Genomic DNA, 23,135 nt, shown 5'->3' on the forward strand with positions numbered 1-23,135 from the left:
GGTGGTGGAGCGGCTCCACCGCCGGGCAGGCCGGCGGGCCGTGGCATCGCCGACGGCCGCTCGGGGAGCCGGAGGACCACGGAACCGCGCCGCTCCCCGGCGGAGCCGCCGCGCCGGCACATGCCCGGCTCGGGTCACCGGCCGCGCAGCGTGCGTGCCCAGGGGGCGTCGACGGCGGCGGCGTCGATCGCCACCAGGACGTTGCTGAGCAGGGCGTCCGCGAAGTAGCGGCGGATCTGCTCCTCGGAGGCGCCGGAGACGGCGCGGACGTACTCGACCTGCTTGGCGTAGCACCTGCGCACGGCCTCACCGATGCCGGGCTCGCCGGCGCAGCCCTGGGCGTGCATGAGGATCATCAGCACGTCCCGGTCGGCGATGACCTCGTCGTACGAGGTGGTCAGTGCCTGCATGACCGCCTGCGGGTCGGTGCTCGACACCGACGCCGCCGCCGCGGCCACGGACTCGCGCAGACGGTCCGAGCAGTAGTCGACCAGGGCGACGAACAGCGTTTCCTTGTCCTTGAACAGCCGGTACAGGTACCCCTGAGAGATGCCCGCGGCCTTGGCGACGTCCGTCGTGGAGGTTCCGTAGTAGCCCCGCGCGGCGAACGTCTTGATGGCCGTGCGCATGACCGTGGCCCGGCGCTCGTCGGCGGTGGAACGCTGTCGCCTCCTGGTCTCCATGGAAGTAATCAACCACTTTCATGGAAGTGCGTCAAACCACCGAGTGGTCCGTGCGGACGTGCTCGGCGGGCGTACTCAGCCCTCGCCGAACGCTGTGATCATGTCCTCGGTGCTGCCGCCGAGGGCCTCCATGGCGATCAGCGGGTTCCAGTAGTCGACGTAGCGGCTGATCCTGCCGTCCACGGTCTCGACCACCGAGATGTATCTCTGGTTGTAGGGGCGGCCGGTCTCCAGGGCGACGCCCTCGGACCTGAGCTCCGCGATGACCAGCGAGGGGTCGACGGTTTCGTGGATGCGCACGTCGGTCATCCTCAAGCGGAAGGCCTTGGGGAAGTTGCGGATGTAACCGAGCATCTCCTCCCTGCCCACGAGCCGGGTGGTGTAGCCCTTCGGGGCGTACGGGAACTCCAGCACTCCGTCCTCGGTGAAGAGCTCGACCCACTCGTCGACCCGCCCGGCGGTCAGGAGGTCGAGGTGGTCCCGGAACACCTGCCGGGCGGCGGCCCGGACGGCCTCGGTGTTCTGCGGAATGGAAGGGGTGTCTGCCATGACGGAAGGTCACTCTCTGTGGTGGTGATCGACATGAGATATAAGCGGTTGACCGCTTACTTGCCAGCCCGAAGAGGGGCCCTCCAGCTCTGAAGTCAACGGGATGGCCTTGCGTGACACACCGGTTCGATCCGGCGCACTCGCCCTATGTAAGTAATAGACCGCTTACATCCAGGCGTCAAGTGACGTCTTCCGCCGCCGGGTGCGCCACTGGTCGCCTTCGGGTCTCCCCACACCCGGACAGCGGCAACCGCCGGCTCGGAACGCGGAATCCCACCGGAGCGTCAGGACGTCCGCGCCGCCGTCCCCGAGCGCGTCGCGTCCGCCCCCCAGCTCGCCAGCAGGCGCAGCGCCTCGGCCGACGGGGAGCCCGGGTCGGCGTGGTACGTGATCAGGGACTGCTCGCCGTCGTCGACGAGCCGGAACGTCTCGAACGACAGCGTCAGCTCACCGGCCAGGGGATGCCGCAGCCGCTTCACCCCGTAGCTCTTCTCCTTCACGTCGTGCGTGGCCCACAGCCGCCGGAACTCCTCGCTCTTCACGGACAGCTCGCCCACCAGGGCCGCCAGCCGCGGGTCGTCCGGATGGCAGCCCGCGTCCAGGCGCAAGTAGCTGACCAGGTCGGACGCCTTCTGCTCCCAGTCCACGAACAGCTCGCGGTAGGCGGGCCTGAGGAACACCAGCCGCGCCCAGTTCCGCTCCTGCGCCGGCAGCTCGTCCCAATCGCCGAAGAGGGCCGCCGCCGTCCGGTTCCAGGCCAGGACGTCGGTGCGCCGGCCCGTGATGTACGCGGGCACGCCGTCGAGGGAGTCCAAGAGGTGCCGCAGCGCGGGCCGCACCTGCTGCGCGCGCGCCGCCGCCTTCCTCTTGTGCCGCTTCGGCTTCGCCAGGTGCGTCAGGTGCGCGTGCTCGGCGTCGCTCAGCCGCAGCGCGCGGGCGATGGAGTCCAGCACCTCCGCCGACACGTTCCGCCCGTTGCCCTGTTCCAGGCGCGTGTAGTACGCCACCGACACCCCGGCCAGCTGCGCCAGCTCCTCCCGGCGCAGCCCCGGCACCCGGCGGCGGTGCCCGTACGCCGGCAGTCCCACGTCCTGGGGCTTCAGCCGGGCCCGCCGGGAGCGCAGGAACTCGCTCAGCTCGGCACGCCGGTCCAGGCCCCCGCCGGCCTCGTGCGCGGGATCGGGCAGGTCGGGCTGTGCATCCATATGTTCCAGTATTCACGGTCGTACACACAGCAGACTGACCCCGCCAGTGGTACGCACGGCGAACGTAGGCAAAGCCGTGGTCTGGGTGAGTCACGGTCTTCCGGGCAGGCTGGACGCCATGCCCGGCGGAAAGGCAGCCGGGCACGCACCACCTTTGCTAGGAGACCCCGGCATGACCACCCCTGTTGCCGCGTACGCAGCCCCCGCCGCCAAGGCTCCGCTGGAGCGCACCACCATCGAGCGGCGAGAGGTCGGTGCGTACGACGTCCTGATCGACATCAAGTTCGCCGGCATCTGCCACTCCGACATCCACCAGGTCCGCGAGGGCTGGGGAGAGTCGATCTTCCCGATGGTCCCCGGTCACGAGATCGCGGGCGTGGTCTCCCAGGTCGGCCCCGGTGTGACCAGGTTCGCCGTCGGCGACCGGGTGGGCGTGGGCTGCATGGTCGACTCCTGCCGCACGTGCGAGTACTGCAAGGCGGGCCTGGAGCAGTACTGCGTCGAGGGTGCCGTGATGACGTACAACGCCATCGGCAAGGACGGGCAGCCCACCCACGGCGGCTACGCGCAGAAGATCGTCGTCGACGAGAACTACGTCGTCCGCATCCCCGACGGGCTGGCCCTGGACAAGGCCGCGCCCCTGCTGTGCGCCGGCATCACCACGTACTCCCCGCTGAAGCACTGGAACGCCGGCCCCGGCAAGAAGGTCGCCGTCGTCGGCATGGGCGGCCTCGGCCACCTGGGCGTCAAGATCGCGCACGCCCTCGGCGCCGAGGTGACCGTGCTGTCGCAGTCCCTGCGCAAGAAGGACGACGGCCTGAAGCTGGGCGCCGACCACTACCACGCCACCAGCGACCCGGCCACCTTCGAGCAGCTCGCGGGCAGCTTCGACCTGATCCTCTCCACGGTGTCGGCCCCGCTCGACTTCGGCGCGTACCTGGGGCTGCTGAAGACGGACGGCGCCCTGGTGAACGTCGGCGCCCCCGAGGAGCCGGTCTCCCTCAACCTCTTCTCGCTGATCGGCGGCCGCAAGACCCTCGCCGGCTCCAGCATCGGCGGCATCCGCGAGACCCAGGAGATGCTGGACTTCTGCGCCGAGCACGGCATCGGCGCCGAGATCGAGCTGATCGCCGCGTCGGAGATCAACGAGGCGTACGAGCGGGTGCTCGCCAGCGACGTCCGCTACCGGTTCGTGATCGACACGGCGACGATCTGACGGCGATCCGGCGCGGGGCCGCCGGGCCGCGGCGGCTGACACCCGCGGCCCGGAGCACCGCGCGGGGGACCGGCCCGGAGGCGGGCGCCGGTGAGCGGTGCGCGGCACTCCGCCCGCGGCTGCGGCGACGCCACGCCGATCACCGGCTCCGGACGCGCCGCGCGGTCGCGCGGCGCGACCGGAGCCCGCGGCCCGGGACCGGCACGGCGTGCCGTCCCGGGCCCACGTGGAAGGAGGCCGTGGCGAGACCGGCGTTCCCGGAGGCCGGCAGGGCCACGGCCCCGGGCTCGGCCGGCGGCGGGCGGCCGCCGGCCGAGCGGGCGGAACCCTGATCAGGAGGTGTGCGGGCAGTTGCCGCGGTACTCCTCGATGGTCAGGCTCGGCCGCGGCAGCGGGCACAGGAACTGCTCGTAGCGGGTGTCATTGTCGATGAACCGCTTCAGCCAGCTGATGCTGTATTTCGCGATCGTGGTGTTCGAGCTGTTCGGGGTGAAGTGGGAAGCATTGTTCAATTCCAGGTAAGCCCGGTCGAGTGAACTCGGCAGGCTCTGGTAGAACGGCTCGGAGTGCGAGGACACCGGGGCGACGGTGTCGCCGTCCGCCCCGACGACCAGTGTCGGGGTCTCGATCTCGGGCCAGGTCTTGTCGAGGTTCCACCCGGTCAACGGAATCGCCGCCTGCAGGGACGGCCGGCTCTTGGCCGCCTCCAGCGCGCCGCCGCCGCCCATGGAGTGGCCCATCACGCCGAGGCGGGTGGCGTCGACGCGGTTGCGGACGCTGCTGCGCTCGGTGAGGTAGTCCAGCGCGGCCAGGAGCTGGCGACCGCGGCTGGCGGGCTGGTCGGAGGTGGTGTTGGTGTCGATGGTGAAGACGACGAAGCCCTGGGAGGCCAGCCGCGGCCCGAGCCAGGCGATGGAGGACTGCCGCGCGGTGTACCCGGGGGAGATCGCCACGGCGCCGAAGGTGCCGTCGGCGGTGCTCGTGGGGTAGTAGATCGTGCCGCCGCCGAAGCCGGTGACGGACAGGGAGGAGACGGAGGTCTGGGAGACGGCGTACGGACCGCGTGAGGCCTCGATGCTCGCGGTGGTGGGGGCCGGCCCGCGCTCGTAGGGGTTCTCCGCGGCGCCGGCGCTCGGGGAGAGCGTGGTGGCCAGACCCGCGACGGCGGCCAGGCCGGCGGTCAGCACGCCGTAGCGGCGTCGGCGGCGGCTGCCGGTCCCGGGCGCGTCGGGGGTCGCGCCGGAAGCGGGTCGGCGGGCGAAAAGCTGCACGGATGTTCCTTTCGCTGTGACGGACGGCAGCCAGGGCGGAACAGCACCGCGGGCAGTGCCGAGTCGCCCGCGGACAACTGGTGCCGCCAACTGGCCGCCATTCATCGGGGACCGGAAATATAAAGGGGAAAGCGGGGCGCGGTCACGCACCCCGCGGCCGCCCCTCGGCCGGACAACAGCTTTTCGGAAATCCAGGTGGCCGAATAGTTAACCGGTCCGCTGAACGAACGGGAATCAAAGGTCACTTGTTGTGCTTTTCGCGCGGAGCGGAGACGGTCCGGCGCCGCACTATCAGTGGCTCATCTCACACCACGGCGTCCCGTCCCGGGGAGTTCCCGGCGGCGCGGGGAGACGGCATTCGCCGGTGGACGCGCCCGGGCCGCGCCGGCGCCCGGCGCGAACGCGCGTGGTCCCCGGACGGACGACCGGGGACCACGGGGACGGCTCGAAGTCCGTGAGCGCGGCGACCGCTTACTTCTCCCCCGGCTCCGGAGCCGGCGCGACGCCCGTCGGGCAGGACGCCCCCCAGTTCGTCTCGAACGGGCCGTCCAGCTCGACGCCCGTCCCGCCGAGCCCGCAGTACCCCGCCGGGTTCTTGTCGAGGTACTGCTGGTGGTACGCCTCGGCCGGATAGAACGGGCGGTCCTGGGCCGGGAGGATCTCCGTGGTGATCGTGCCGTGACCGGAGGCCGTCAGGACCCGCTGGTAGGCCGCGCGGGAGGCTTCGGCGGCCTCGGCCTGGGCCGGGGTGTGGGTGTAGATCGCCGAGCGGTACTGGGTGCCGACGTCGTTGCCCTGGCGGAAGCCCTGAGTGGGGTCGTGGGACTCCCAGAAGGTCTTCAGGAGCTCCCCGTAGGAGATCACCTCCGGGTCGTAGACGACGCGGACGGCCTCCGTGTGGCCGGTCAGGCCCGAGCAGACCTCCTCGTAGGTGGGGTTCTCCGTGTAACCGCCCTGGTAACCGGCCAGGGTCGTCCACACGCCCGCCGGAAGCTGCCAGAACCTGCGCTCGGCGCCCCAGAAGCAGCCCAGGCCGAAATCGGCGATCTCCAGGCCCTCGGGGTAGGGGCCGAGGAGCGGGTTGCCGAGGACGGTGTGGCGGCCGGGGACCGTGAAGGCCGGCTCCGGGCGGCCGGGCAGCGCCTGCTCGGGAGTCGGCATCTGGGGAGTGCGGTGGGACAGGAACATGCGGTCTCGTCTCCAATCGGGGCGACGATCGGGTCAACGCACGGGGAGGGGCCGGAATTCCGGCCCCCCTTTGCCCCACCCGGGCCCGTACGGGATCAGTGGGGCAGGCTCGCCGGGCTGCCGCCGTTGGCCTCGAAACCCGCCACCGCCAGCGCCCGGTAGACGGCGAACTCCGCCGCCGGGTCCGGGGACAGCGTCCAGGGCAGGGCGCCGACGTGGCCGTCGATGTGTATGAGCTGGTTCATGGCCTCCGCCCAGCGCTCACCGCGGACCAGGAAGAAGACCAGCATGTGGCGGACGTGCGCGAGCATCGGGTCGTCGGGGCGGGCCGAGTGGACCGCGTGCAGCGCGCCGTGGATCGCCTTGGTCACGACCTCGCTGCGGTAGAAGCCGCTGACCAGGTTCACCTCCGGGAGGTGCTCGAACACCGCGAACAGCGGCATCGCGGCCAGCAGCGAGCCCCGGGGCGCGCGGGCCGCGGCGGCCTCGGCGAAGGAGTACGCCAGCTCCCGCGAGCCGTGCCACTTCTCGCACCAGTAGTGCAGCGCGGCCAGGTGCGCGCCCATGTGCGCCGGGGCGCGGTCCAGGATCTTCAGCCAGAGCTGTTCGAACTCCTGGCGCGGGTAGCCCAGGCCGCGGGCCACCGACAGCTCGATGATGTACGGGACCGGGTCGCCGGGGGCCAGCAGCGCCGCGTCGCCGCACGCCGCCCTCGCCTCCTCCATGATGATCCGGAACTCGTCCGTGCCGGGCACCGACGTCCGCCACGCCTGCTGCACCAGGAACTCGGCGTGCACCGCCGCGCCCCCGGCGTCCTTGGGCGCCTCGGTGCGCCACACCCGCAGCCACTGCCCGCCCGGGATCTCGCCCACCCCGCCGGGCCGCTGCTGGAGCTCCAGCGACGCGGCGCCCGCGAAGGCCTGCACGCGCTGCCAGCGCAGCTCGCCCTCCGCGTCCGTACCGGCCAGGAGCTGCTGCGCCGCCCGGTGATCCCGCGTCCGCTGGACGACGCCCAGGACGTCCACTAGGTCCTGGTCGGGGCCGGGCAGGCGGACGTCGAGCTCCTCCTCCCGCACGAACCCGTAGTGCGCGGGGTCGGCCGCGTCCGGATGACCGGGCGGTACCTGCTCGATCATGCCGCGCCGGCGCCGCAGGACGGGCAGCAGCACGAAGCCGAGCATGACCAGTGCCATCAGGACCCAGAGAATCTCCATGCCACCAGCGAACCAGACGGCGCCGACAATTGGCCAACCCGTGCGGCGGCCCTGTGGAAAACCCGCCGGGACCGCTCGCGAACCCGCCGGGACCGCTCGCGCACTACGCTCGGGCCCATGAGCGACAGGCACATCAGTCAGCACTTCGAGACGCTCGCGATCCACGCGGGCAACACCGCCGACCCCCTGACGGGCGCGGTCGTCCCGCCGATCTACCAGGTGTCGACCTACAAGCAGGACGGCGTGGGCGGCCTGCGCGGCGGCTACGAGTACAGCCGCAGCGCCAACCCGACGCGCACCGCGCTGGAGGAGAACCTGGCCGCCCTGGAGGGCGGCCGCCGCGCCCTGGCGTTCGCGTCCGGACTGGCGGCCGAGGACTGCCTGTTGCGCACGCTGCTGCGCCCGGGCGACCACGTGGTGATCCCCAACGACGCCTACGGCGGCACCTTCCGCCTCTTCGCCAAGGTTGCCTCCCGCTGGGGCGTGGAGTGGTCCGTGGCCGACAGCGGTGACCCCGCCGCCGTACGGGCCGCCCTCACCCCGAGGACCAGGGCCGTGTGGGTGGAGACGCCCTCCAACCCGCTGCTCGGCATCACCGACATCGCCGCCCTCGCCCAGGTCGCCCGGGACGCGGGCGTGAAGCTGGTCGTCGACAACACCTTCGCCACGCCGTACCTCCAGCAGCCGCTCTCGCTCGGCGCGGACGTCGTCGTGCACTCCCTGACCAAGTACATGGGCGGCCACTCCGACGTCGTCGGCGGCGCGCTGATCGTCTCCGACCCGGAGCTCGGCGAGGAACTGGCGTTCCACCAGAACGCGATGGGCGCGGTCGCCGGCCCCTTCGACTCCTGGCTGGTGCTGCGCGGCACCAAGACCCTCGCCGTGCGGATGGACCGGCACAGCGAGAACGCCGCCAAGGTCGCCGAGATGCTCACCCGGCACGCGCGCGTGACGAGCGTCCTGTACCCGGGGCTGCCCGAGCACCCCGGGCACGAGATCGCCGCCAAGCAGATGAGGGCGTTCGGCGGCATGGTGTCGTTCCGCGTCGAGGGCGGCGAGGAGGCGGCCGTCGAGGTCTGCAACCGCGCGAAGGTGTTCACGCTCGGCGAGTCCCTGGGCGGCGTCGAGTCGCTCATCGAGCACCCCGGACGGATGACCCACGCCTCCGCGGCCGGCTCCGCCCTGGAGGTGCCCGCCGACCTGGTGCGCCTGTCCGTCGGCATCGAGAACGCCGACGACCTGCTGGAGGACCTGCAGCAGGCGCTCGGCTAGAGGACCGCCGAAGATCCTGTCCTGACCGCCCGGCTCATCCTGGACCGCCAGTGGGCGCCGCCCCGTCCGAAGCGGTGCGAGCCGGGCGCAATTCCAAGATCTTCAGCACCTTCCTAGGAGGCCGGCGGCGCCTCGCCGCCCGGCGTCCCCTGCGCCGACATCCGCGCGGACAGCGCGCCGTTGAAGCGGGTGAGCAGCGCGCAGAACACCTCCCGCTCCTGCGGCGCCCAGTCCCGGGTCAGCTCGGCCATCAGCCGGCGCCGGGAGTCCCGTACCTCCTCCAGGCGCGCCGCCCCGCGCGGGGAGAGCTGGAGCACCACCGCGCGCCCGTCCTCGGGGTGGGAGGTGCGCTTGACCAGTCCGCCGTCGACGAGCGGGGCCACCTGCCGGGTGACGGTCGAGGAGTCGATACCCATGCTCGCGGCGAGCGCCTTGACGCCCATCGGGCCCTCTTTGTCGAGCCGGTTGAGCAGGAGGTACGCGGCACGGTCCATCGAATTGCGCACCTGGCCGACTCCGCCGAGACGGGTCTGCTCGGCACGGCGGGCGAACACCGCCACCTCGTGCTGCAGCGTGTCCAGGAGACCGCTGTCACCGACGGTCGTCGGGTCCGTCGACATCTCAGGTGTTGTGGGCATGGCCGGAGGCTCACTTCGTGGAGGGCTGCTGGTTGGGGGACAGGGTACGCGGCCGGACGGCGAGGCGTACCGGCGCTGCGCGAAGCGGATTCCGCGCCGTGGTCACGGCCCGCCCCAGCACCGGTGAACTGCGATGCTGGAGCCATGAGCTACAGCACGGCCCCCTCCCCGCGCCCCGTCACCCTCGACGACGTGCGCGGCGCCCAGAAGATGCTCTCGGGCGTGGCGCGGGTGACGGCGATGGAGGGCAGCAGGCACCTGTCCCGGATCACCGGCGCGCCGGTGCACCTCAAGTGCGAGAACCTCCAGCGGACGGGGTCGTTCAAGCTGCGCGGCGCCTACGTCCGGATCTCCGGGCTGCTGCCCGAGGAGCGGGCCGCCGGCGTGGTCGCCGCGAGCGCCGGCAACCACGCGCAGGGGGTGGCCCTGGCCTCGTCGCTGCTCGGGGTGCGGTCGACGGTGTTCATGCCGAGGGGCGCCCCGCTGCCGAAGATCAGCGCGACGCGGGAGTACGGCGCCGAGGTGCGCCTGCACGGCCAGGTCGTCGACGAGACGCTGGCCGCCGCCCAGGAGTACGCGGCCGGGACCGGCGCGGTGTTCATCCACCCCTTCGATCACCCCGACGTCATCGCGGGCCAGGGCACGGTCGGGCTGGAGATCCTGGAGCAGTGCCCCGAGGTGCGCACGATCGTCGTCGGCATCGGCGGGGGCGGGCTGGCGGCCGGGATCGCCGTGGCGGTGAAGGCGCTCAGGCCGGACGTGCGGATCGTGGGCGTGCAGGCCCAGGGCGCGGCGGCCTACCCGCCCTCGCTGGCCGCCGGGCGCCCGGTGGCGGTGGAGAACCCCGCGACGATGGCCGACGGCATCCGGGTCGGGCGGCCCGGCGACGTGCCGTTCGGGATCGTCGGCGACCTGGTCGACGAGGTCCGCACGGTCACCGAGGACGAGCTGTCCACCGCGCTGCTGCTGTGCCTGGAGCGGGCCAAGCTGGTCGTCGAGCCGGCCGGGGCGAGCCCGGTCGCGGCGCTGATGAGCGAGCCCGGCGCCTTCGAGGGCCCGGTCGTCGCGGTGCTGTCCGGCGGCAACGTCGACCCGGTGCTGATGCAGCGGGTGCTGCGCCACGGCATGGCCGCGCAGGGCCGCTACCTGGCCGTCCGGCTGCGCCTGACGGACCGGCCGGGCGCCCTCGCCACGCTGCTCGGGGTGGTGTCGGCGGCCGACGCCAACGTCCTCGACGTCAGCCACGTACGGACCGATCCGCGGCTCGGGCTCACGGAGGCGGAGGTCGAGCTGCACCTGGAGACCATGGGCCCGGAGCACTGCGCGGAGGTGAGGCGGGCCCTCCGGGAGGCGGGTTACACGGTCATGTCCTGAGCCGGGACGGCGCCCGCGCCCGCACACGTCCGCTCGGGCAGCGCCGTCCGGACGGCCCGTTCGGACGACCCCGTTGAGCAACGCGATACATCGCGTTACTGTGTGTGTGCCTGCCGTCGGGTCGCGCCGTTCGCCGTCAGGTGGAACAAAGCGTATGGACCCATGCTTTTCGCAGGACTTCCGACGACGGGGAGGCTCATATGCCGGGCGCCATCCACGCCGAGGGGCTGGTGAAGACCTTCGGCCGGGTAAGGGCTCTGGACGGCGTCGATCTCGATGTCCCCCAGGGCACGGTCCTCGGGCTCCTCGGGCCGAACGGCGCGGGCAAGACGACCGCCGTCCGCTGCCTGACGACCCTGCTGCGCCCCGACGGCGGCACGGCCGTCGTCGCGGGTCTCGACGTGCTCCGGCAGCCCGACGCCGTACGCCGCTCCATCGGCCTGTCCGGGCAGTTCGCGGCGGTCGACGAGTACCTGACCGGCCGGGAGAACCTCCAGATGGTCGGCCGGCTCTACCAGATGCCGGGCCGGGCGGCCAAGCGCCGGGCGGCCGAGCTGCTGGAGCAGTTCCACCTCGCGGACGCCGCCGACCGCCCCGCCAAGACGTACTCCGGCGGCATGCGCCGCCGGCTCGACCTCGCCGCCGCCCTCGTCGTCTCCCCGCCCGTGATGTTCATGGACGAGCCCACGACCGGCCTCGACCCGCGCAACCGCCAGCAGCTGTGGGAGGTCATCAGACAGCTCGTCTCCGGCGGGACGACGCTGCTGCTGACCACCCAGTACCTGGAGGAGGCTGACCACCTCGCGCACGACATCGCGGTGGTGGACCGCGGCCGGGTCATCGCCCAGGGCACCTCCGACCAGCTCAAGGCCCGCACCGGCGGGGAGCGCGTCGAGGTCGTGGTGCGCGAGCGCGAGCACCTCCGGGCCGCCTCCGAGGTGCTGCGCGGCTTCGGCACGGGCGGCACGACGGTCGAGGAGCACACGCGCAGGCTCGCCGTGCCCGTCACCGGCGGCGCCAGGCTGCTCGCCGAGGTCATCCGCGAGCTGGACGCCCGCGGCATCGAGATGGACGACGTCGGGCTGCGCCGCCCGACCCTCGACGACGTGTTCCTGTCCCTGACCGGGCACCTGGCGCGGGACGGGGACGGGGACGGGACGCCCGAGGGGACCGCCCGATGAACACCGCCACCGCCACCGACGCCGCGCCGGCCGCGGCGCCCACCCGCCGCCTCGGCCGGTCCGTCCGGGACTCCCTGGTCATCGCCCACCGGAACCTGATCCGCATGGGCCGGATCCCCGAGATGCTCGTCTTCGGGCTGCTCCAGCCCGTCATGTTCGTGGTGCTGTTCACCTACGTCTTCGGCGGCTCGATCCGGGTCGGCTCGTCCACCTCCACCCAGGCCTACCGCGAGTTCCTGATGGCCGGCATCTTCGCCCAGACCGTCACCTTCGCCACGGCGGGCGCCGGCGCGGGCATCGCCGACGACATGCACAAGGGCCTCATCGACCGCTTCCGCTCCCTGCCCATGGCGCGCGGCGCGGTCCTGACCGGACGCACCCTGGCCGACCTGGTCCAGACGGCGCTGACCCTGCTCGTCCTCGCGGTCGTCGCCCTGCTGGTCGGCTGGCGCACGCACGAGAACATCGGCAAGGTGCTCGCCGGGTTCTGCCTGCTCCTGCTGCTCGGGTACGCGTTCTCGTGGATCGGCGCGCTCATCGGCCTGTCCGTGCGCACCCCCGAAGCGGCGACCTCGGGCGGCCTGATCTGGCTGTTTCCGCTGACGTTCATCTCGAACGCGTTCGTGGACGCGAACCAGATGCCGCCCTTCCTGCGGCACATCGCGGAGTGGAACCCGTTCAGCGCCACCGTGCAGGCGTGCCGCGAGCTGTTCGGCAACCTTCCTCCGGGCTTCCGGGCGTCCGACGCCTGGCCCATGCAGCACCCCGTGTGGGCCTCGCTGATCTGGTCGGCCGTGATCCTCCTCGTCTTCCGGACCCTGGCCGTGCGGAAGTACCGCTCGGCGGCCGCGTGAGGCCCGAGGGAGGGCACGGCGCGGCCCCCGGCGTCACGGGACGCCGGGGGCCGCGGTGGTGAAGGAGCGGGTCAGCCGTTGTACGGCTCGGCCTTGAGGATCTTCACCGAGGCCTTCTTGCCGTTCGGCAGCTCGTACTCCGCGTCCTCGCCGACCTTGTGGCCGATGACGCCGGAGCCCAGCGGGGACTGCGGCGAGTAGGTCTCGATCTCGGAACTGGCGTACTCGCGGGAGGCGAGCAGGAAGGTCAGCGTGTCGTCCTCGTCGCCGTCGAAGGCGATCGTGACCACCATGCCGGGCGCCACCGCGCCGTTCGCCGCCGGCGGCTCGCCGACCTTGGCGGTCTCGAGGAGCTGGGTCAGCTGACGCACGCGGAGCTCCTGCTTGCCCTGCTCCTCCTTCGCCGCGTGGTACCCGCCGTTCTCACGCAGGTCGCCCTCCTCGCGCGCGGCGGCGATCTTCGCGGCGATCTCCGTGCGCGCGGGACCAGTAAGGTACTCAAGCTCGTCCTTGAGCTTGTTGTACGCCTCCTGGGTCAGCCAGGTGACGTTCTCGCTGGTCTGGGTCACAGGTGCTCCTCGTAGGTACTGGGAATACAAAGCATCGCCCTACCCAGAAGAATGTTCCTCCACAGGTGGGCGAAACCACGAGCCTAACAATTCCAGGGCGAAAGGGGGAGGACATAACTCCCAAGAATCACGTCGCCGCAGGTCAGCACGGACGTATTCCGGACGAAGTCAGTCGGCGTGGCAGCCGAGGAGCTCGGCCGTGGTGCCCCGGGCCTTGGTGCGGAGCGTGACGACCCGCTCGATGCGGGTGGCGTCCCCCTCGAAGCGGAAGTCGGCCCGGCCGACCTCGTCGCCGTCCTCGGCCTGGGACCGCAGGGTGCAGTAGCCCTCGGCGCCGGCGTCCTTGCGGACCTCCAGGCGGACCTCGACCGAGTCCTCGGAGGGGTCGAAGGCGATCACCTCGGCGCTGATCTTGTTCTGGCCGACGTAGTGGTAGCCGAGGTAGCCGACCAGGGCGAGCAGGAGCACCGCCAGGACGGCGCCGACGGTCTTGAGCGTGCGGTCGGCCCGTTCGTCCGAGGAGCGGCCGTAGCGGCCCTCGGGCGGTCGTGTGCTCGCCGTACTCATGATCGTCCTCTCGGCGGGGGCGGGACGGGATGTCCCGAAAGGGGCCCCGAAGCCCGGCTCCGGAATTATTCGCCCTCCGATTCGGTCACTATAGAAGCCCCCGCCCGCCACCCGCCCGCCGCCCCACGCGGACGCCCCCGGGGCGGCACTTATTGGACTGCGCCGACAACACAGGGCGCCGACTTGACCGAGGATTGAGTCTTGACTGACCAGTTGCGACTGATGGCCGTCCACGCCCACCCCGACGACGAGTCGAGCAAGGGCGCGGCCACCATGGCGAAGTACGTGTCCGAGGGGGTGGACGTGCTGGTGGTGACCTGCACGGGCGGAGAACGCGGCTCCATCCTCAACCCCAAGCTCCAGGGCGACACGTACATCGAGGAGCACATCCACGAGGTCCGCAAGAAGGAGATGGACGAGGCCCGGGAGATCCTGGGCGTCAAGCAGGAGTGGCTCGGCTTCGTCGACTCCGGCCTGCCCGAGGGCGACCCGCTGCCGCCGCTGCCCGAGGGCTGCTTCGCCCTGGAGGACGTCGACAAGGCGGCCGGCGAGCTGGTGCGCAAGATCCGCTCCTTCCGCCCCCAGGTGATCACCACCTACGACGAGAACGGCGGCTACCCGCACCCCGACCACATCATGACCCACAAGATCACGATGGTGGCGTTCGAGGGCGCGACGGACACCGCGAAGTACCCGGAGAGCGAGTACGGCCCGGCGTGGCAGCCGCTGAAGCTCTACTACAACCAGGGCTTCAACCGGCCCCGCACCGAGGCGCTGCACAAGGCGATGACCGACCGCGGCCTGGAGTCCCCCTACGGCGAGTGGCTCAAGCGCTGGGACGAGTCCGGCCACCCCGAGCGCACGCTGACCACGCACATCCCCTGCGCCGACTTCTTCGAGATCCGCGACAAGGCGCTGATCGCGCACGCCACGCAGATCGACCCCGACGGCGGCTGGTTCAAGGTCCCGATGGAGGTCCAGAAGGAGGTCTGGCCCACCGAGGAGTACGAGCTCGCCAAGTCCCTCGTGCCCACATCCCTCCCCGAGGACGACCTCTTCGCGGGCATCCGGGACAATGCCTGACATGAGCGCAAGCGCAAGCCCGGCGATGACGCACCTGGTCACCCTCGCCGAGTTCGACAAGGACAAGGTCACCCCCGGTGTCCTCGGCTTCATCGTCTTCGCGGTGATGGCCCTGGCGGTGTGGGGTCTGATGAAGTCGATGAACAGGCACATGGGCAAGGTCGACTTCAAGGAGGCCCCGGACCCGGACGCGGAGCCGGGCACCGGGGCCGGGGGCGCCCCCGCCAAGGGCTGATCCGGTCCGCGCGGACAGGTCGGCGGACGGGGCGCCGGGACGCCCGGCCCGCCGCCCCGTGACGGACGGCCGCCGCGGCTACTTCCCTGCCGCGGCGACCTCCACCCCCATCACCTCCCGGGCGTGGCGGCCGGGCACCATGCCCAGCCGCCACGCCTGCCAGCCCGCCTCCAGGCGCACGCCCCGCTCCAGCAGCAGCCGGTACGCCTCCACGCAGTCGTCCAGCTTCCCGTCGCGCGCGGGATGCCCGGCGCGGGCCAGCCGGCCCAGCTCCTCCTGGGCGACGGCCGTGCCGACCTCCACGCCGCCCGGCGCGGCGTACGGCAGCAGGGTGCACCTGAGGAAGCGCGCCCAGTCCCCGCCCCGCCGGTCGCCGTACGACGCGAACAGCGCCGCCGCCTCGTCGCACAGCGCCAGCGCCTGCGCCGTACGGGCGTTGCCCGCGTCCACCACCGCCAGCTCCAGGCAGGTCCACGCCTCGCCGTGGGCGACGCCGATGCGCCGGAAGTCGGCGCGGGCGTCGACCAGCAGCTGGCGGGCGAAACCGGAGTTGCGCAGCGACCCGGTCTGGGCGGCGCGCAGGTCGCGGGTGACGCGGGCCGAGTGGTGGCGGGCGCAGGCCAGGCCGTACACGTCCCGCATCCGGGAGAACATCGTGCGGGAGCGTTCCAGCTCCCGCACCGCCCGGCCCAGATCGCCGGTCTCCTCCAGCGCCTGGCCCAGGTAGTACAGCGTCCACGCCTCGCCGCGCGCGTCCTCGTTGTCCCGGTGCCGGGCCGCCGCCCGGCTCAGCTCCTCCACCGCCGGCGCGGCGTCTCCGGCCACCAGCCGTGCCCGTGCGAGCTGGGTCAGCGCCCACGCCTGGCCGCGCGCGTCCTGCGTGCGGCCGTACAGGCCGAGGGCCGTGCTCAGGTCGGCCTCCGCGCGCGGCACGTCGCCCCGGCGCAGGTGCAGCTGCCCGAGCTGGAAGTGGGCCCACGCCTGGCCGTGCACGGACTCGCTCGCGCGGTGCAGCACCAGGGACTCGGTGAGCAGGTCCAGCGCCTCGGACAGGTGGGCGCGGTCGCGTTCCACCGCCGCCAGCGCGTGCAGGGTCCACGCCCGGTCCGCCGCCAGCTCGGGGGCGGCGGCCAGGGACAGCGCCTCCCGCAGCCTCGCCGCCGCCTCCGTCAGGTTGCCCTGGTGGTGCAGGGTGATGCCGAGCGAGGTCAGGGCGCGGGCGGCGCCCGCGTCGTGGTGGGCCTCCCGGTACAGGTCCACCACGGAGGTCAGGGTGGTGCGGGCCTTGTCGAGCTCGCCGAGCTGCCGGGCCGCGATGCCGGTGCGCCACTGCACCGAACGGATCAGCAGCCCCTCGTCGACGGCCTGTGCCAGTTCGCTGATCTCGCCGAGGCGGTACAGGTCGCCGCGCAGCAGGCAGTAGTCGCACAGCGCGCCCAGCAGGTTCAGCACGGCGCGCCGGTCGACGCCCTCGGTGTGCCTGAGCGCGGCCGTGAGGAAGCTGGACTCGTCGTCCAGCCAGCGCAGCGCCTCGTCCAGCGAGGCGAACCCGTGCGGCCCGGCGCGGTCGGAGCGGGTCGACACATTGCCGTCGACCAGCCGCAGCACCGTGTCGGCGAGCTCGGCGTGGTGGGTGATCAGCCGCTCCTGGGCCGCCGCGCGGTCGGCCGGGTCCTCCTCGTCGAGGAGGCGGGCGCGGGCGAAGGCGCGCACCACGTCGTGGAGCCGGTAGCGGTTGCCGCGGACGCGGTCGGCCAGGCCCGCCCGGGACAGCGCCGCCAGGTGCCGGGTGGCCTCCCGCTCGTCGGTCGCCAGCAGCGCCGCCGCCGCGGCGGCGCCCAGCGAGGTGCGGCCGGCCAGCGCCAGGCGGCGCAGCAGCCGCCGCGCCGTCTCCGGCTGGTCGGTGTAGCGCAGCCACAGCGCGCGCTCGACCGGCTCCACGGGGCCGTACGCGGCCAGGTCGCCGGCCAGGGCGCGCGGGGAGCGCGGGCCGAGCGCGGACCCCGCCATGCGCAGGGCCAGCGGCAGCCCGCCGCACAGCTCCCGGATCCGGTCGGCGGCCTCGGCGTCGTAGGGGCCCGTGACGTCCTGCGCGACGGCCGCCAGCAGCTCCTCCGCGCCCGCCGCGTCCAGCGGCCCGACCGGCAGGTGGTGCACCCGCGCGGGCAGGCCGGCCGGCAGCTCCAGCGGCTCGTGGGCGGTGACCAGGACCAGGCTGTCGGACCGTTCGGGGACCAGGGCGCGGATCTGCTCGGCGTCGGCGGCGTCGTCGAGGACGATCGTGACCGGTACGCCCGCCAGGTGCTGGTGATACAGCTCGCCGAGCCGCTTGACCTGCTGGTCCGCGGACGACCGTTCCCGGAACAGCAGCTGCTCGCGGGGCGCGCCGAGCCGGTTGAGCAGGTGCAGCAGGGCGTCCCGGGTGGACAGCGGCGGCTCCGTCCGCCCGGCGCCGCGGCCGTCACCGCCGCCGCCGGGGCCGGTGTCCCGGCCGTCGCCGCGCAGGTCGACGAGGCAGGCGCCGCGGAAGTGGTCCCGCAGGTCGTGGGCGGCGCGCACGGCGAGCGCCGTACGGCCGCTGCCGGGCGCCCCGTGGAGCACGACCACCGTCGGCCGGGTCTCCGTGTCGGCCCGGGCCGCCTGCACCCACTGCCTGATCCGCGCCAGCTCCCGCCGCCGGCCCGCGAGGACGCCCGCGGCCTCCGGGAGCTGCCCGAACGACTGCTCCAGCACACTGCGCCCGCGGGCCGCCGCGCTCTTGTCGGTGCCGCGCAGCCTCGGCACCGGCTTCTTCGGCCCGGTGGAGGCGGCCAGCACCCGCTGCTGGTCCAGGAACGGCCGGATGCCCCGCACCTCCAGCGCCGTCAGCCACTGCAGGCGCAGCTGCTCCGGCCCGCCCGGCTGGCCCACCGCACCGGCCCGGTGGTGGGCGGCGGGCAGATGCGAGCCCATCACCTTCACCACCGTCGCCGCCGCGCCGGTGACGCCCACGGCGGCGCCCGCGCCCAGGGCCACACCGGCGCCGGTCCCGAGCGCCATGTCGGCCACCACGGCGGCGCCCGCGGCGACGGCCGCCACCAGCAAGGGGGTGCCGCCGCCCTCACGGGCGTAGCGCTGCCGGAAGGTGAGCTGCCCGGCCTCCGCCTCGTCCAGGGCGCGGGTGTAGGCCTCGTACTCCTCGGCGGCCGCCCGCGCCATCGTCTCCAGCTCGCCCCGCGCCCGGGACAGCAGCACGCTGCCGTCGACGCGCCCACCCGAGCGGCGGACCTCCTCCTCGACGGACCGTGCCAGCAGCCGCTCGGCGTCCGCCCGATGACGCTCCCGCATGTCAGTCCCCCTCTGACGGCCGGGGCCCCGCCGGGCCCCCGCCTCCGGATCCTTCCCCGATCGTCCGCGGGTCAAGTGTGCGGCGCCCGCCTCGTCGTGGGGAGGGGACGGACGGCAGGTGACGGCGGTGTGCCGTCCGACGCGGAGCGGGTACTGGGGCAGGATGGACACCATGCCGAACCGACTGGCGCACGAGACGTCCCCCTACCTCCTCCAGCACGCCGACAACCCCGTCGACTGGTGGCCCTGGTCGCGGGAGGCGTTCGCGGAGGCGCGGCGACGGGACGTGCCCGTGCTGCTGAGCGTCGGGTACTCCAGCTGCCACTGGTGCCACGTGATGGCGCACGAGTCGTTCGAGGACGAGGCGACGGCCGACTACCTCAACGCCCACTTCGTCAGCGTCAAGGTCGACCGCGAGGAACGCCCCGACGTCGACGCCGTCTACATGGAGGCCGTGCAGGCGGCGACCGGGCAGGGCGGCTGGCCCATGACGGTGTTCCTCACCCCGGACGCCGAGCCGTTCTACTTCGGCACCTACTTCCCGCCCGCGCCCCGGCACGGCATGCCGTCCTTCCGGCAGGTCCTCCAGGGCGTCCACCAGGCGTGGGCGGAGCGGCGCGGGGAGGTCACCGACGTCGCCGGGAAGATCGTCCGGGAGCTCGCCGGGCGGGAGATCTCCTACGGCGACGCCCAGCCGCCCGGCGAGGCGGAGCTCGCGCAGGCGCTGCTCGGGCTGACCCGGGAGTACGACCCGCAGCGCGGCGGGTTCGGCGGGGCGCCCAAGTTCCCGCCGTCCATGGTGATCGAGTTCCTGTTGCGCCACCACGCCCGCACCGGCGCCGAGGGCGCCCTGCAGATGGCGCGGGACACCTGCGAGCGCATGGCGCGCGGCGGCATCTACGACCAGCTCGGCGGCGGCTTCGCCCGCTACTCCGTCGACCGCGACTGGGTCGTGCCCCACTTCGAGAAGATGCTGTACGACAACGCGCTGCTGTGCCGGGTCTACACCCATCTGTGGCGCTCCACCGGCTCCGGGCTCGCCCGCCGCGTCGCCCTGGAGACCGCCGACTTCATGGTGCGGGAGCTGCGCACCGACCAGGGCGGGTTCGCCTCCGCGCTCGACGCCGACAGCGACGACGGCACGGGCCGGCACGTCGAGGGCGCGTACTACGTGTGGACACCCGCCCAGCTGCGGGAGGTGCTCGGCGAGGCGGACGCCGACCTGGCCGCCCCGTACTTCGGCGTGACCGAGGAGGGCACCTTCGAGCACGGCGCCTCCGTGCTGCAGCTCCCGCAAGGGGAGGGCGTGTCCGACGCCGGACGGATCGCCTCGATCAGGGAGCGGCTGCTGGCCGCCCGGTCCGAGCGGCCCGCGCCCGGCCGGGACGACAAGGTGGTCGCCGCCTGGAACGGCCTGGCGATCGCCGCGCTCGCCGAGACCGGCGCCTGCTTCGACCGCCCCGACCTGGTGGAGGCCGCCGTCGCCGCCGCCGACCTCCTGGTCCGGCTGCACCTGGACGACCACGCCCGCCTCACCCGCACCAGCAAGGACGGGCAGGCCGGGGCCAACGCCGGGGTGCTGGAGGACTACGCCGACGTCGCCGAGGGCTTCCTGGCGCTGGCGTCCGTCACCGGCGAGGGCGTCTGGCTGGACTTCGCCGGGCTGCTGCTCGACCACGTCCTGACCCGGTTCACCGACGAGGCGGGCTCGCTGTACGACACCGCCGCCGACGCCGAGCGGCTGATCCGCCGCCCGCAGGACCCCACCGACAACGCCACCCCGTCCGGCTGGACCGCCGCCGCGGGCGCCCTGCTGTCCTACGCCGCCCACACCGGCTCCGAACCGCACCGCACCGCCGCCGAGCACGCCCTCGGCGTGGTGAAGGCGCTCGGCCCGCGCGTGCCCCGCTTCGTCGGCTGGGGCCTGGCCGTCGCCGAGGCCCTGCTCGACGGGCCCCGCGAGGTCGCCGTGGTGGGCCCCGCCCTCGACGACGAGGCGACCCGGACCCTGCACCGCACGGCCCTGCGGGGCACCGCGCCCGGCGCGGTCGTCGCCGTCGGCACCGAGGGCAGCGACGAGTTCCCGCTGCTGGCCGGACGGCCCCTGGTGGGCGGGGCGCCGGCCGCGTACGTCTGCCGCCGCTTCACCTGTGAGGCGCCGACCACCGACGCCGAGGGGCTGCGCGCCGCGCTGGGCGGCTGAACCGGGGGGCCGGGCCCCTCGGGGCGCCGCCCGGGACGAGGGGGTCGTCCGGCGTGCTCAGCCGCGCCGGGCGTCCCCGCCCAGCGCCCGCTCCACGATCGCCCTCAGCTGGTCGTGGTGGGCGCCCTTCCAGTACGCGCGCCCGCACCGGCGGCACTGTGCGAAGACGTCGTACGAGCGCTGCGTGCCGCCCTTGAGCTGGTCCGCGACCTCCTCCTTGGTGGCCTGCCTCAGCAGGCCGTTGCAGGCGGTGCACCGCGTCCACGGGCGCAGTTCGGGCCGGAACCGGTCCAGGACGTCGTGGAGCTGCTCGTCGGGGCGGGTGCTGTAGACGAACGCGCCCGCCCACAGCTCGCGGCGGCGCAGCAGGCCCCGGTCGCGGCTGAGCATGACCCGCCTCTCGGCGGCCGACCGGGCGGCGAGCGCCGGGTCGCCGATGTCGGTCGACTCGTAGGCCGTGTCCACGCCGAGCAGCCGCAGGCGGCGGGCGAGCGTGCCCAGGTGCACGTCGAGCAGGAAGCGCAAGGGGGCGCCGGGCACCCGCTGCGGGCGCTCGACGGCCCGCACGGTCACCGACTCGCCGGCCGCGGGGACGTGCGCGGCCGGCACCTCGCGGCCGTCCACGACGAGCGCCCCGACCTCGGTCAGCGGCACCCCGAGGGACTCGACGACATGGCCGAGCGCGGAGACTCCGTCGGTGGCGAGGCGGGTGGTGCCGCCGCGGCGGGCCTGCGGGACGAACACGTGCAGCTCGGGGGCGAACGCGATGTGGATCTCGGGACCGTTCACCCGGTCAGGATGTCATGCGGGCGGGCACCGGCCTCAGGGTTTTCCGGCGGGCAGGCCGTGCTCCAGGACGTCCAGGGCGCGGTCGACCAGGTCGGCCAGGTCACCCTCGTGGCCGTGTTCGGCCCAGTACCGCGAGGCCTCCAGCAGGCCGCCGGCCAAGGACACGGACACGACCCTGACCTCCAGGCCGTCGGCGTCCAGGCCGGTGCGCTCGGCGATGAGGCGGCCCAGCAGACGGCCGGTGGCCGACGCGCCCTCCACCATCCGTGAGCGCACCGCCGGCACCTCGGCCATCAGCCGGGTCCGCAACCGCGTCGTCTCGGGGTCCTCCCCGGCGGCGGCCGCGGCGGCCTTGCGCATCACGTGCCGCAGGGAGACCGTCCACGGCTCGTCGGCGGGCCGGGCGGCGAACTCCTCCGCCAGGAACGGGTCGTACTCGTCCGTGAGGACGATGTCCTCCTTGGTGGGGAAGTAACGGAAGACGGTCGACGGTGACACCTCCGCCCGCTCGGCGATCCCCTGGACCGTCGTGGCCTCGTACCCCCGCTCCCGCATCAGCGCGTAGGCCGCGGAGCGGATCGCCTCACGGGTCCTGGCCTTCTTGCGTTCGCGAAGTCCCGGCGGGGGGCGGTCGGCGGGGTGGGGGGTGCGTGCGGCCGTCATGGAGGTCATTCTCGGACACGGTCTTCGGGGCGGTCGTGTCCCCGGCACCGCTCGCGGCCCGCGCCCGGCGGGCGCCCGGTTCCCGGGGCACGGGAACGGCCACGGCTCGCGAGCCGTGGCCGCGGGGGAGGGGCGCGGGGTCGCGCGTGCTAGTACGCCACCAGCGAGATCCCCACGTAGTGCGCGATGAACGCCGCCAGGGTGAGGGAGTGGAACACCTCGTGGAAACCGAACCAGCGCGGTGACGGGTTCGGCCGCTTGATGCCGTAGACCACTCCGCCCACGCTGTAGAGCACGCCGCCGACGACCACCAGGACCAGGACGGCGACGCCGCCGGCGCGCAGGAAGTCGGGGAGGAAGAAGACGGCCGCCCAGCCCATCGCGATGTAGCAGGGGGTGTAGAGCCAGCGCGGGGCGCCGACCCACAGGACGCGGAAGAGGACGCCGGCCGCGGCGGCGGCCCAGATGCCCCACAGCAGCCACCGCCCCTTGGCGTCGGGCAGGAGCAGTATCGTCAGCGGGGTGTAGGTGCCGGCGATGATCAGGAAGATGTTGGAGTGGTCGAGCCGGCGCAGGACGCGGTCCATGCGCGGGCTCCAGTCGCCCCGGTGGTACAGGGCGCTGACGCCGAACAGCAGACATGCCGTCAAGGCGTAGACTCCGCAGGCGATCCGCCCTTCGGTCGAGTCGGCGAGCGCGGTGAGCACCAGGCCCGCGACGAGGGCGGCCGGGAACATGCCGAGGTGCAGCCAGCCGCGGAGCTTCGGTTTGACCGGATGCGGCAGGGGGAGCGCGACGGGACCGCGGCCGGCGGCCTGCGGGTCCGTCGGCGCGTCGAATGCGGACGCAGTCATGTCTGGCATCGTACCTACGGAACCGTAAGTTACACATCAGTCAGACCGCGCGGGGGGGCGTGCGCGGCCATCGTCCCACGAGTACCCGGGGACGCGTTCCTCCTCACTTCGCATCTCACTTCGCATCTCGCTTCGCGGTGCCTCGGATCTCCCGCCGGGCGCATCCGGGTCCGCTCGGGTAAAAGGAGTTCCAGGTGAAC

General features: G+C 73.2%; 21 protein-coding genes. 8 read left to right on the plus strand and 13 right to left on the minus strand.

All coding sequences use genetic code 11. The features are described from left to right. Positions 1-134: 134 nt before the first annotated feature. The 3 genes from ACSU6Z_RS18495 to ACSU6Z_RS18505 all read right to left on the minus strand — a co-directional run bounded on the left by ACSU6Z_RS18495 (position 135) and on the right by ACSU6Z_RS18505 (position 2,437). Positions 135-683 (minus strand): TetR/AcrR family transcriptional regulator, encoded by a 549-nt coding sequence (locus ACSU6Z_RS18495; protein ID WP_437047049.1) that lies wholly within the window; start codon positions 681-683, stop codon positions 135-137. A 75-nt stretch (positions 684-758) separates the two neighbouring features. After that, positions 759-1,232: a nuclear transport factor 2 family protein gene (locus ACSU6Z_RS18500; RefSeq protein WP_437047050.1), complete on the minus strand. Its 474-nt coding sequence runs from the start codon at positions 1,230-1,232 to the stop codon at positions 759-761. 284 nt (positions 1,233-1,516) lie between these two features. Next, positions 1,517-2,437 (minus strand): helix-turn-helix domain-containing protein, encoded by a 921-nt coding sequence (locus ACSU6Z_RS18505; RefSeq protein WP_437047051.1) that lies wholly within the window; start codon positions 2,435-2,437, stop codon positions 1,517-1,519. 172 nt (positions 2,438-2,609) lie between these two features. On the opposite strand from ACSU6Z_RS18505, the gene ACSU6Z_RS18510 reads away from it, so the two are divergent. Continuing rightward, positions 2,610-3,653, plus strand: a complete 1,044-nt coding sequence (locus ACSU6Z_RS18510; protein WP_437047053.1) for an NAD(P)-dependent alcohol dehydrogenase — start codon at positions 2,610-2,612, stop codon at positions 3,651-3,653. A 332-nt stretch (positions 3,654-3,985) separates the two neighbouring features. Here ACSU6Z_RS18510 and bdeA read toward each other — a convergent pair whose 3' ends face one another. From bdeA to ACSU6Z_RS18525, 3 genes are all read right to left on the minus strand, one after another. Then, complete coding sequence (bdeA, locus tag ACSU6Z_RS18515) at positions 3,986-4,924, minus strand: bis(hydroxyethyl) terephthalate hydrolase (RefSeq protein ID WP_437047055.1); 939 nt, start codon at positions 4,922-4,924, stop codon at positions 3,986-3,988. 471 nt (positions 4,925-5,395) lie between these two features. Then, positions 5,396-6,112 carry a peptide-methionine (S)-S-oxide reductase MsrA gene (msrA, locus tag ACSU6Z_RS18520; protein WP_437047056.1) on the minus strand — a complete coding sequence of 239 codons (717 nt, stop codon included), beginning with the start codon at positions 6,110-6,112 and terminating at the stop codon, positions 5,396-5,398. A gap of 95 nt (positions 6,113-6,207) precedes the next feature. Further along, the gene (locus tag ACSU6Z_RS18525) at positions 6,208-7,326 is read right to left on the minus strand and encodes a hypothetical protein (RefSeq protein ID WP_437047058.1); all 1,119 of its coding nucleotides are present in this window, start codon (positions 7,324-7,326) and stop codon (positions 6,208-6,210) included. 117 nt (positions 7,327-7,443) lie between these two features. Here ACSU6Z_RS18525 and ACSU6Z_RS18530 point away from each other — a divergent pair, with 117 nt between their 5' ends. After that, a complete protein-coding gene (locus tag ACSU6Z_RS18530) occupies positions 7,444-8,598 on the plus strand; it encodes a cystathionine gamma-synthase (RefSeq protein ID WP_437047059.1) in 1,155 nt (384 codons plus the stop codon). Between the two features lie 113 nt (positions 8,599-8,711). Here the strand turns inward: ACSU6Z_RS18530 and ACSU6Z_RS18535 are convergent, their stop codons facing one another. Next, complete coding sequence (locus ACSU6Z_RS18535) at positions 8,712-9,236, minus strand: MarR family winged helix-turn-helix transcriptional regulator (protein WP_437047061.1); 525 nt, start codon at positions 9,234-9,236, stop codon at positions 8,712-8,714. Positions 9,237-9,380: 144 nt separating this feature from the next. Here ACSU6Z_RS18535 and ilvA point away from each other — a divergent pair, with 144 nt between their 5' ends. The 3 genes from ilvA to ACSU6Z_RS18550 all read left to right on the plus strand — a co-directional run bounded on the left by ilvA (position 9,381) and on the right by ACSU6Z_RS18550 (position 12,645). Then, positions 9,381-10,610, plus strand: coding sequence for a threonine ammonia-lyase (ilvA, locus tag ACSU6Z_RS18540; RefSeq protein ID WP_437047063.1), 1,230 nt, complete (start codon positions 9,381-9,383; stop codon positions 10,608-10,610). Positions 10,611-10,810: 200 nt separating this feature from the next. Continuing rightward, entirely contained in the window at positions 10,811-11,791 is a 981-nt protein-coding gene (locus tag ACSU6Z_RS18545) for an ATP-binding cassette domain-containing protein (RefSeq protein WP_437047065.1), read from the plus strand. Further along, positions 11,788-12,645, plus strand: coding sequence for an ABC transporter permease (locus ACSU6Z_RS18550; RefSeq protein ID WP_437047067.1), 858 nt, complete (start codon positions 11,788-11,790; stop codon positions 12,643-12,645). Before ACSU6Z_RS18545 ends, ACSU6Z_RS18550 begins: the two co-directional genes overlap by 4 nt. A 71-nt stretch (positions 12,646-12,716) precedes the next feature. Here the strand turns inward: ACSU6Z_RS18550 and greA are convergent, their stop codons facing one another. Together greA and ACSU6Z_RS18560 are read right to left on the minus strand one after the other, a co-directional pair. Further along, positions 12,717-13,214: a transcription elongation factor GreA gene (greA, locus tag ACSU6Z_RS18555; protein WP_437047068.1), complete on the minus strand. Its 498-nt coding sequence runs from the start codon at positions 13,212-13,214 to the stop codon at positions 12,717-12,719. 168 nt (positions 13,215-13,382) lie between these two features. Next, the gene (locus ACSU6Z_RS18560; RefSeq protein WP_437047070.1) at positions 13,383-13,781 is read right to left on the minus strand and encodes a DUF4307 domain-containing protein; all 399 of its coding nucleotides are present in this window, start codon (positions 13,779-13,781) and stop codon (positions 13,383-13,385) included. A gap of 222 nt (positions 13,782-14,003) precedes the next feature. Between ACSU6Z_RS18560 and mca the strand changes: the two genes are divergently transcribed. Together mca and ACSU6Z_RS18570 are read left to right on the plus strand one after the other, a co-directional pair. After that, the gene (mca, locus tag ACSU6Z_RS18565; RefSeq protein ID WP_437050378.1) at positions 14,004-14,864 is read left to right on the plus strand and encodes a mycothiol conjugate amidase Mca; all 861 of its coding nucleotides are present in this window, start codon (positions 14,004-14,006) and stop codon (positions 14,862-14,864) included. Continuing rightward, positions 14,857-15,099, plus strand: coding sequence for a hypothetical protein (locus ACSU6Z_RS18570; protein WP_437047071.1), 243 nt, complete (start codon positions 14,857-14,859; stop codon positions 15,097-15,099). The genes mca and ACSU6Z_RS18570 overlap by 8 nt, the downstream gene beginning before the upstream one ends. Before the next feature lie 78 nt (positions 15,100-15,177). Here ACSU6Z_RS18570 and ACSU6Z_RS18575 read toward each other — a convergent pair whose 3' ends face one another. Further along, positions 15,178-18,426: a tetratricopeptide repeat protein gene (locus ACSU6Z_RS18575; protein WP_437047073.1), complete on the minus strand. Its 3,249-nt coding sequence runs from the start codon at positions 18,424-18,426 to the stop codon at positions 15,178-15,180. A 172-nt stretch (positions 18,427-18,598) separates the two neighbouring features. On the opposite strand from ACSU6Z_RS18575, the gene ACSU6Z_RS18580 reads away from it, so the two are divergent. Continuing rightward, complete coding sequence (locus tag ACSU6Z_RS18580; RefSeq protein WP_437047075.1) at positions 18,599-20,629, plus strand: thioredoxin domain-containing protein; 2,031 nt, start codon at positions 18,599-18,601, stop codon at positions 20,627-20,629. 57 nt (positions 20,630-20,686) lie between these two features. Here the strand turns inward: ACSU6Z_RS18580 and ACSU6Z_RS18585 are convergent, their stop codons facing one another. The 3 genes from ACSU6Z_RS18585 to trhA all read right to left on the minus strand — a co-directional run bounded on the left by ACSU6Z_RS18585 (position 20,687) and on the right by trhA (position 22,935). Further along, complete coding sequence (locus ACSU6Z_RS18585; protein WP_437047077.1) at positions 20,687-21,418, minus strand: Mut7-C RNAse domain-containing protein; 732 nt, start codon at positions 21,416-21,418, stop codon at positions 20,687-20,689. 33 nt (positions 21,419-21,451) lie between these two features. Continuing rightward, positions 21,452-22,090, minus strand: a complete 639-nt coding sequence (locus ACSU6Z_RS18590; protein WP_437047078.1) for a TetR/AcrR family transcriptional regulator — start codon at positions 22,088-22,090, stop codon at positions 21,452-21,454. A 140-nt stretch (positions 22,091-22,230) separates the two neighbouring features. Further along, positions 22,231-22,935, minus strand: a complete 705-nt coding sequence (gene trhA, locus ACSU6Z_RS18595) for a PAQR family membrane homeostasis protein TrhA (protein ID WP_437047080.1) — start codon at positions 22,933-22,935, stop codon at positions 22,231-22,233. Positions 22,936-23,135: the final 200 nt, after the last annotated feature.

The sequence above is a fragment of the Streptomyces sp. enrichment culture genome (assembly GCF_964273145.1).
Taxonomy (GTDB): Bacteria; Actinomycetota; Actinomycetes; order Streptomycetales; family Streptomycetaceae; genus Streptomyces.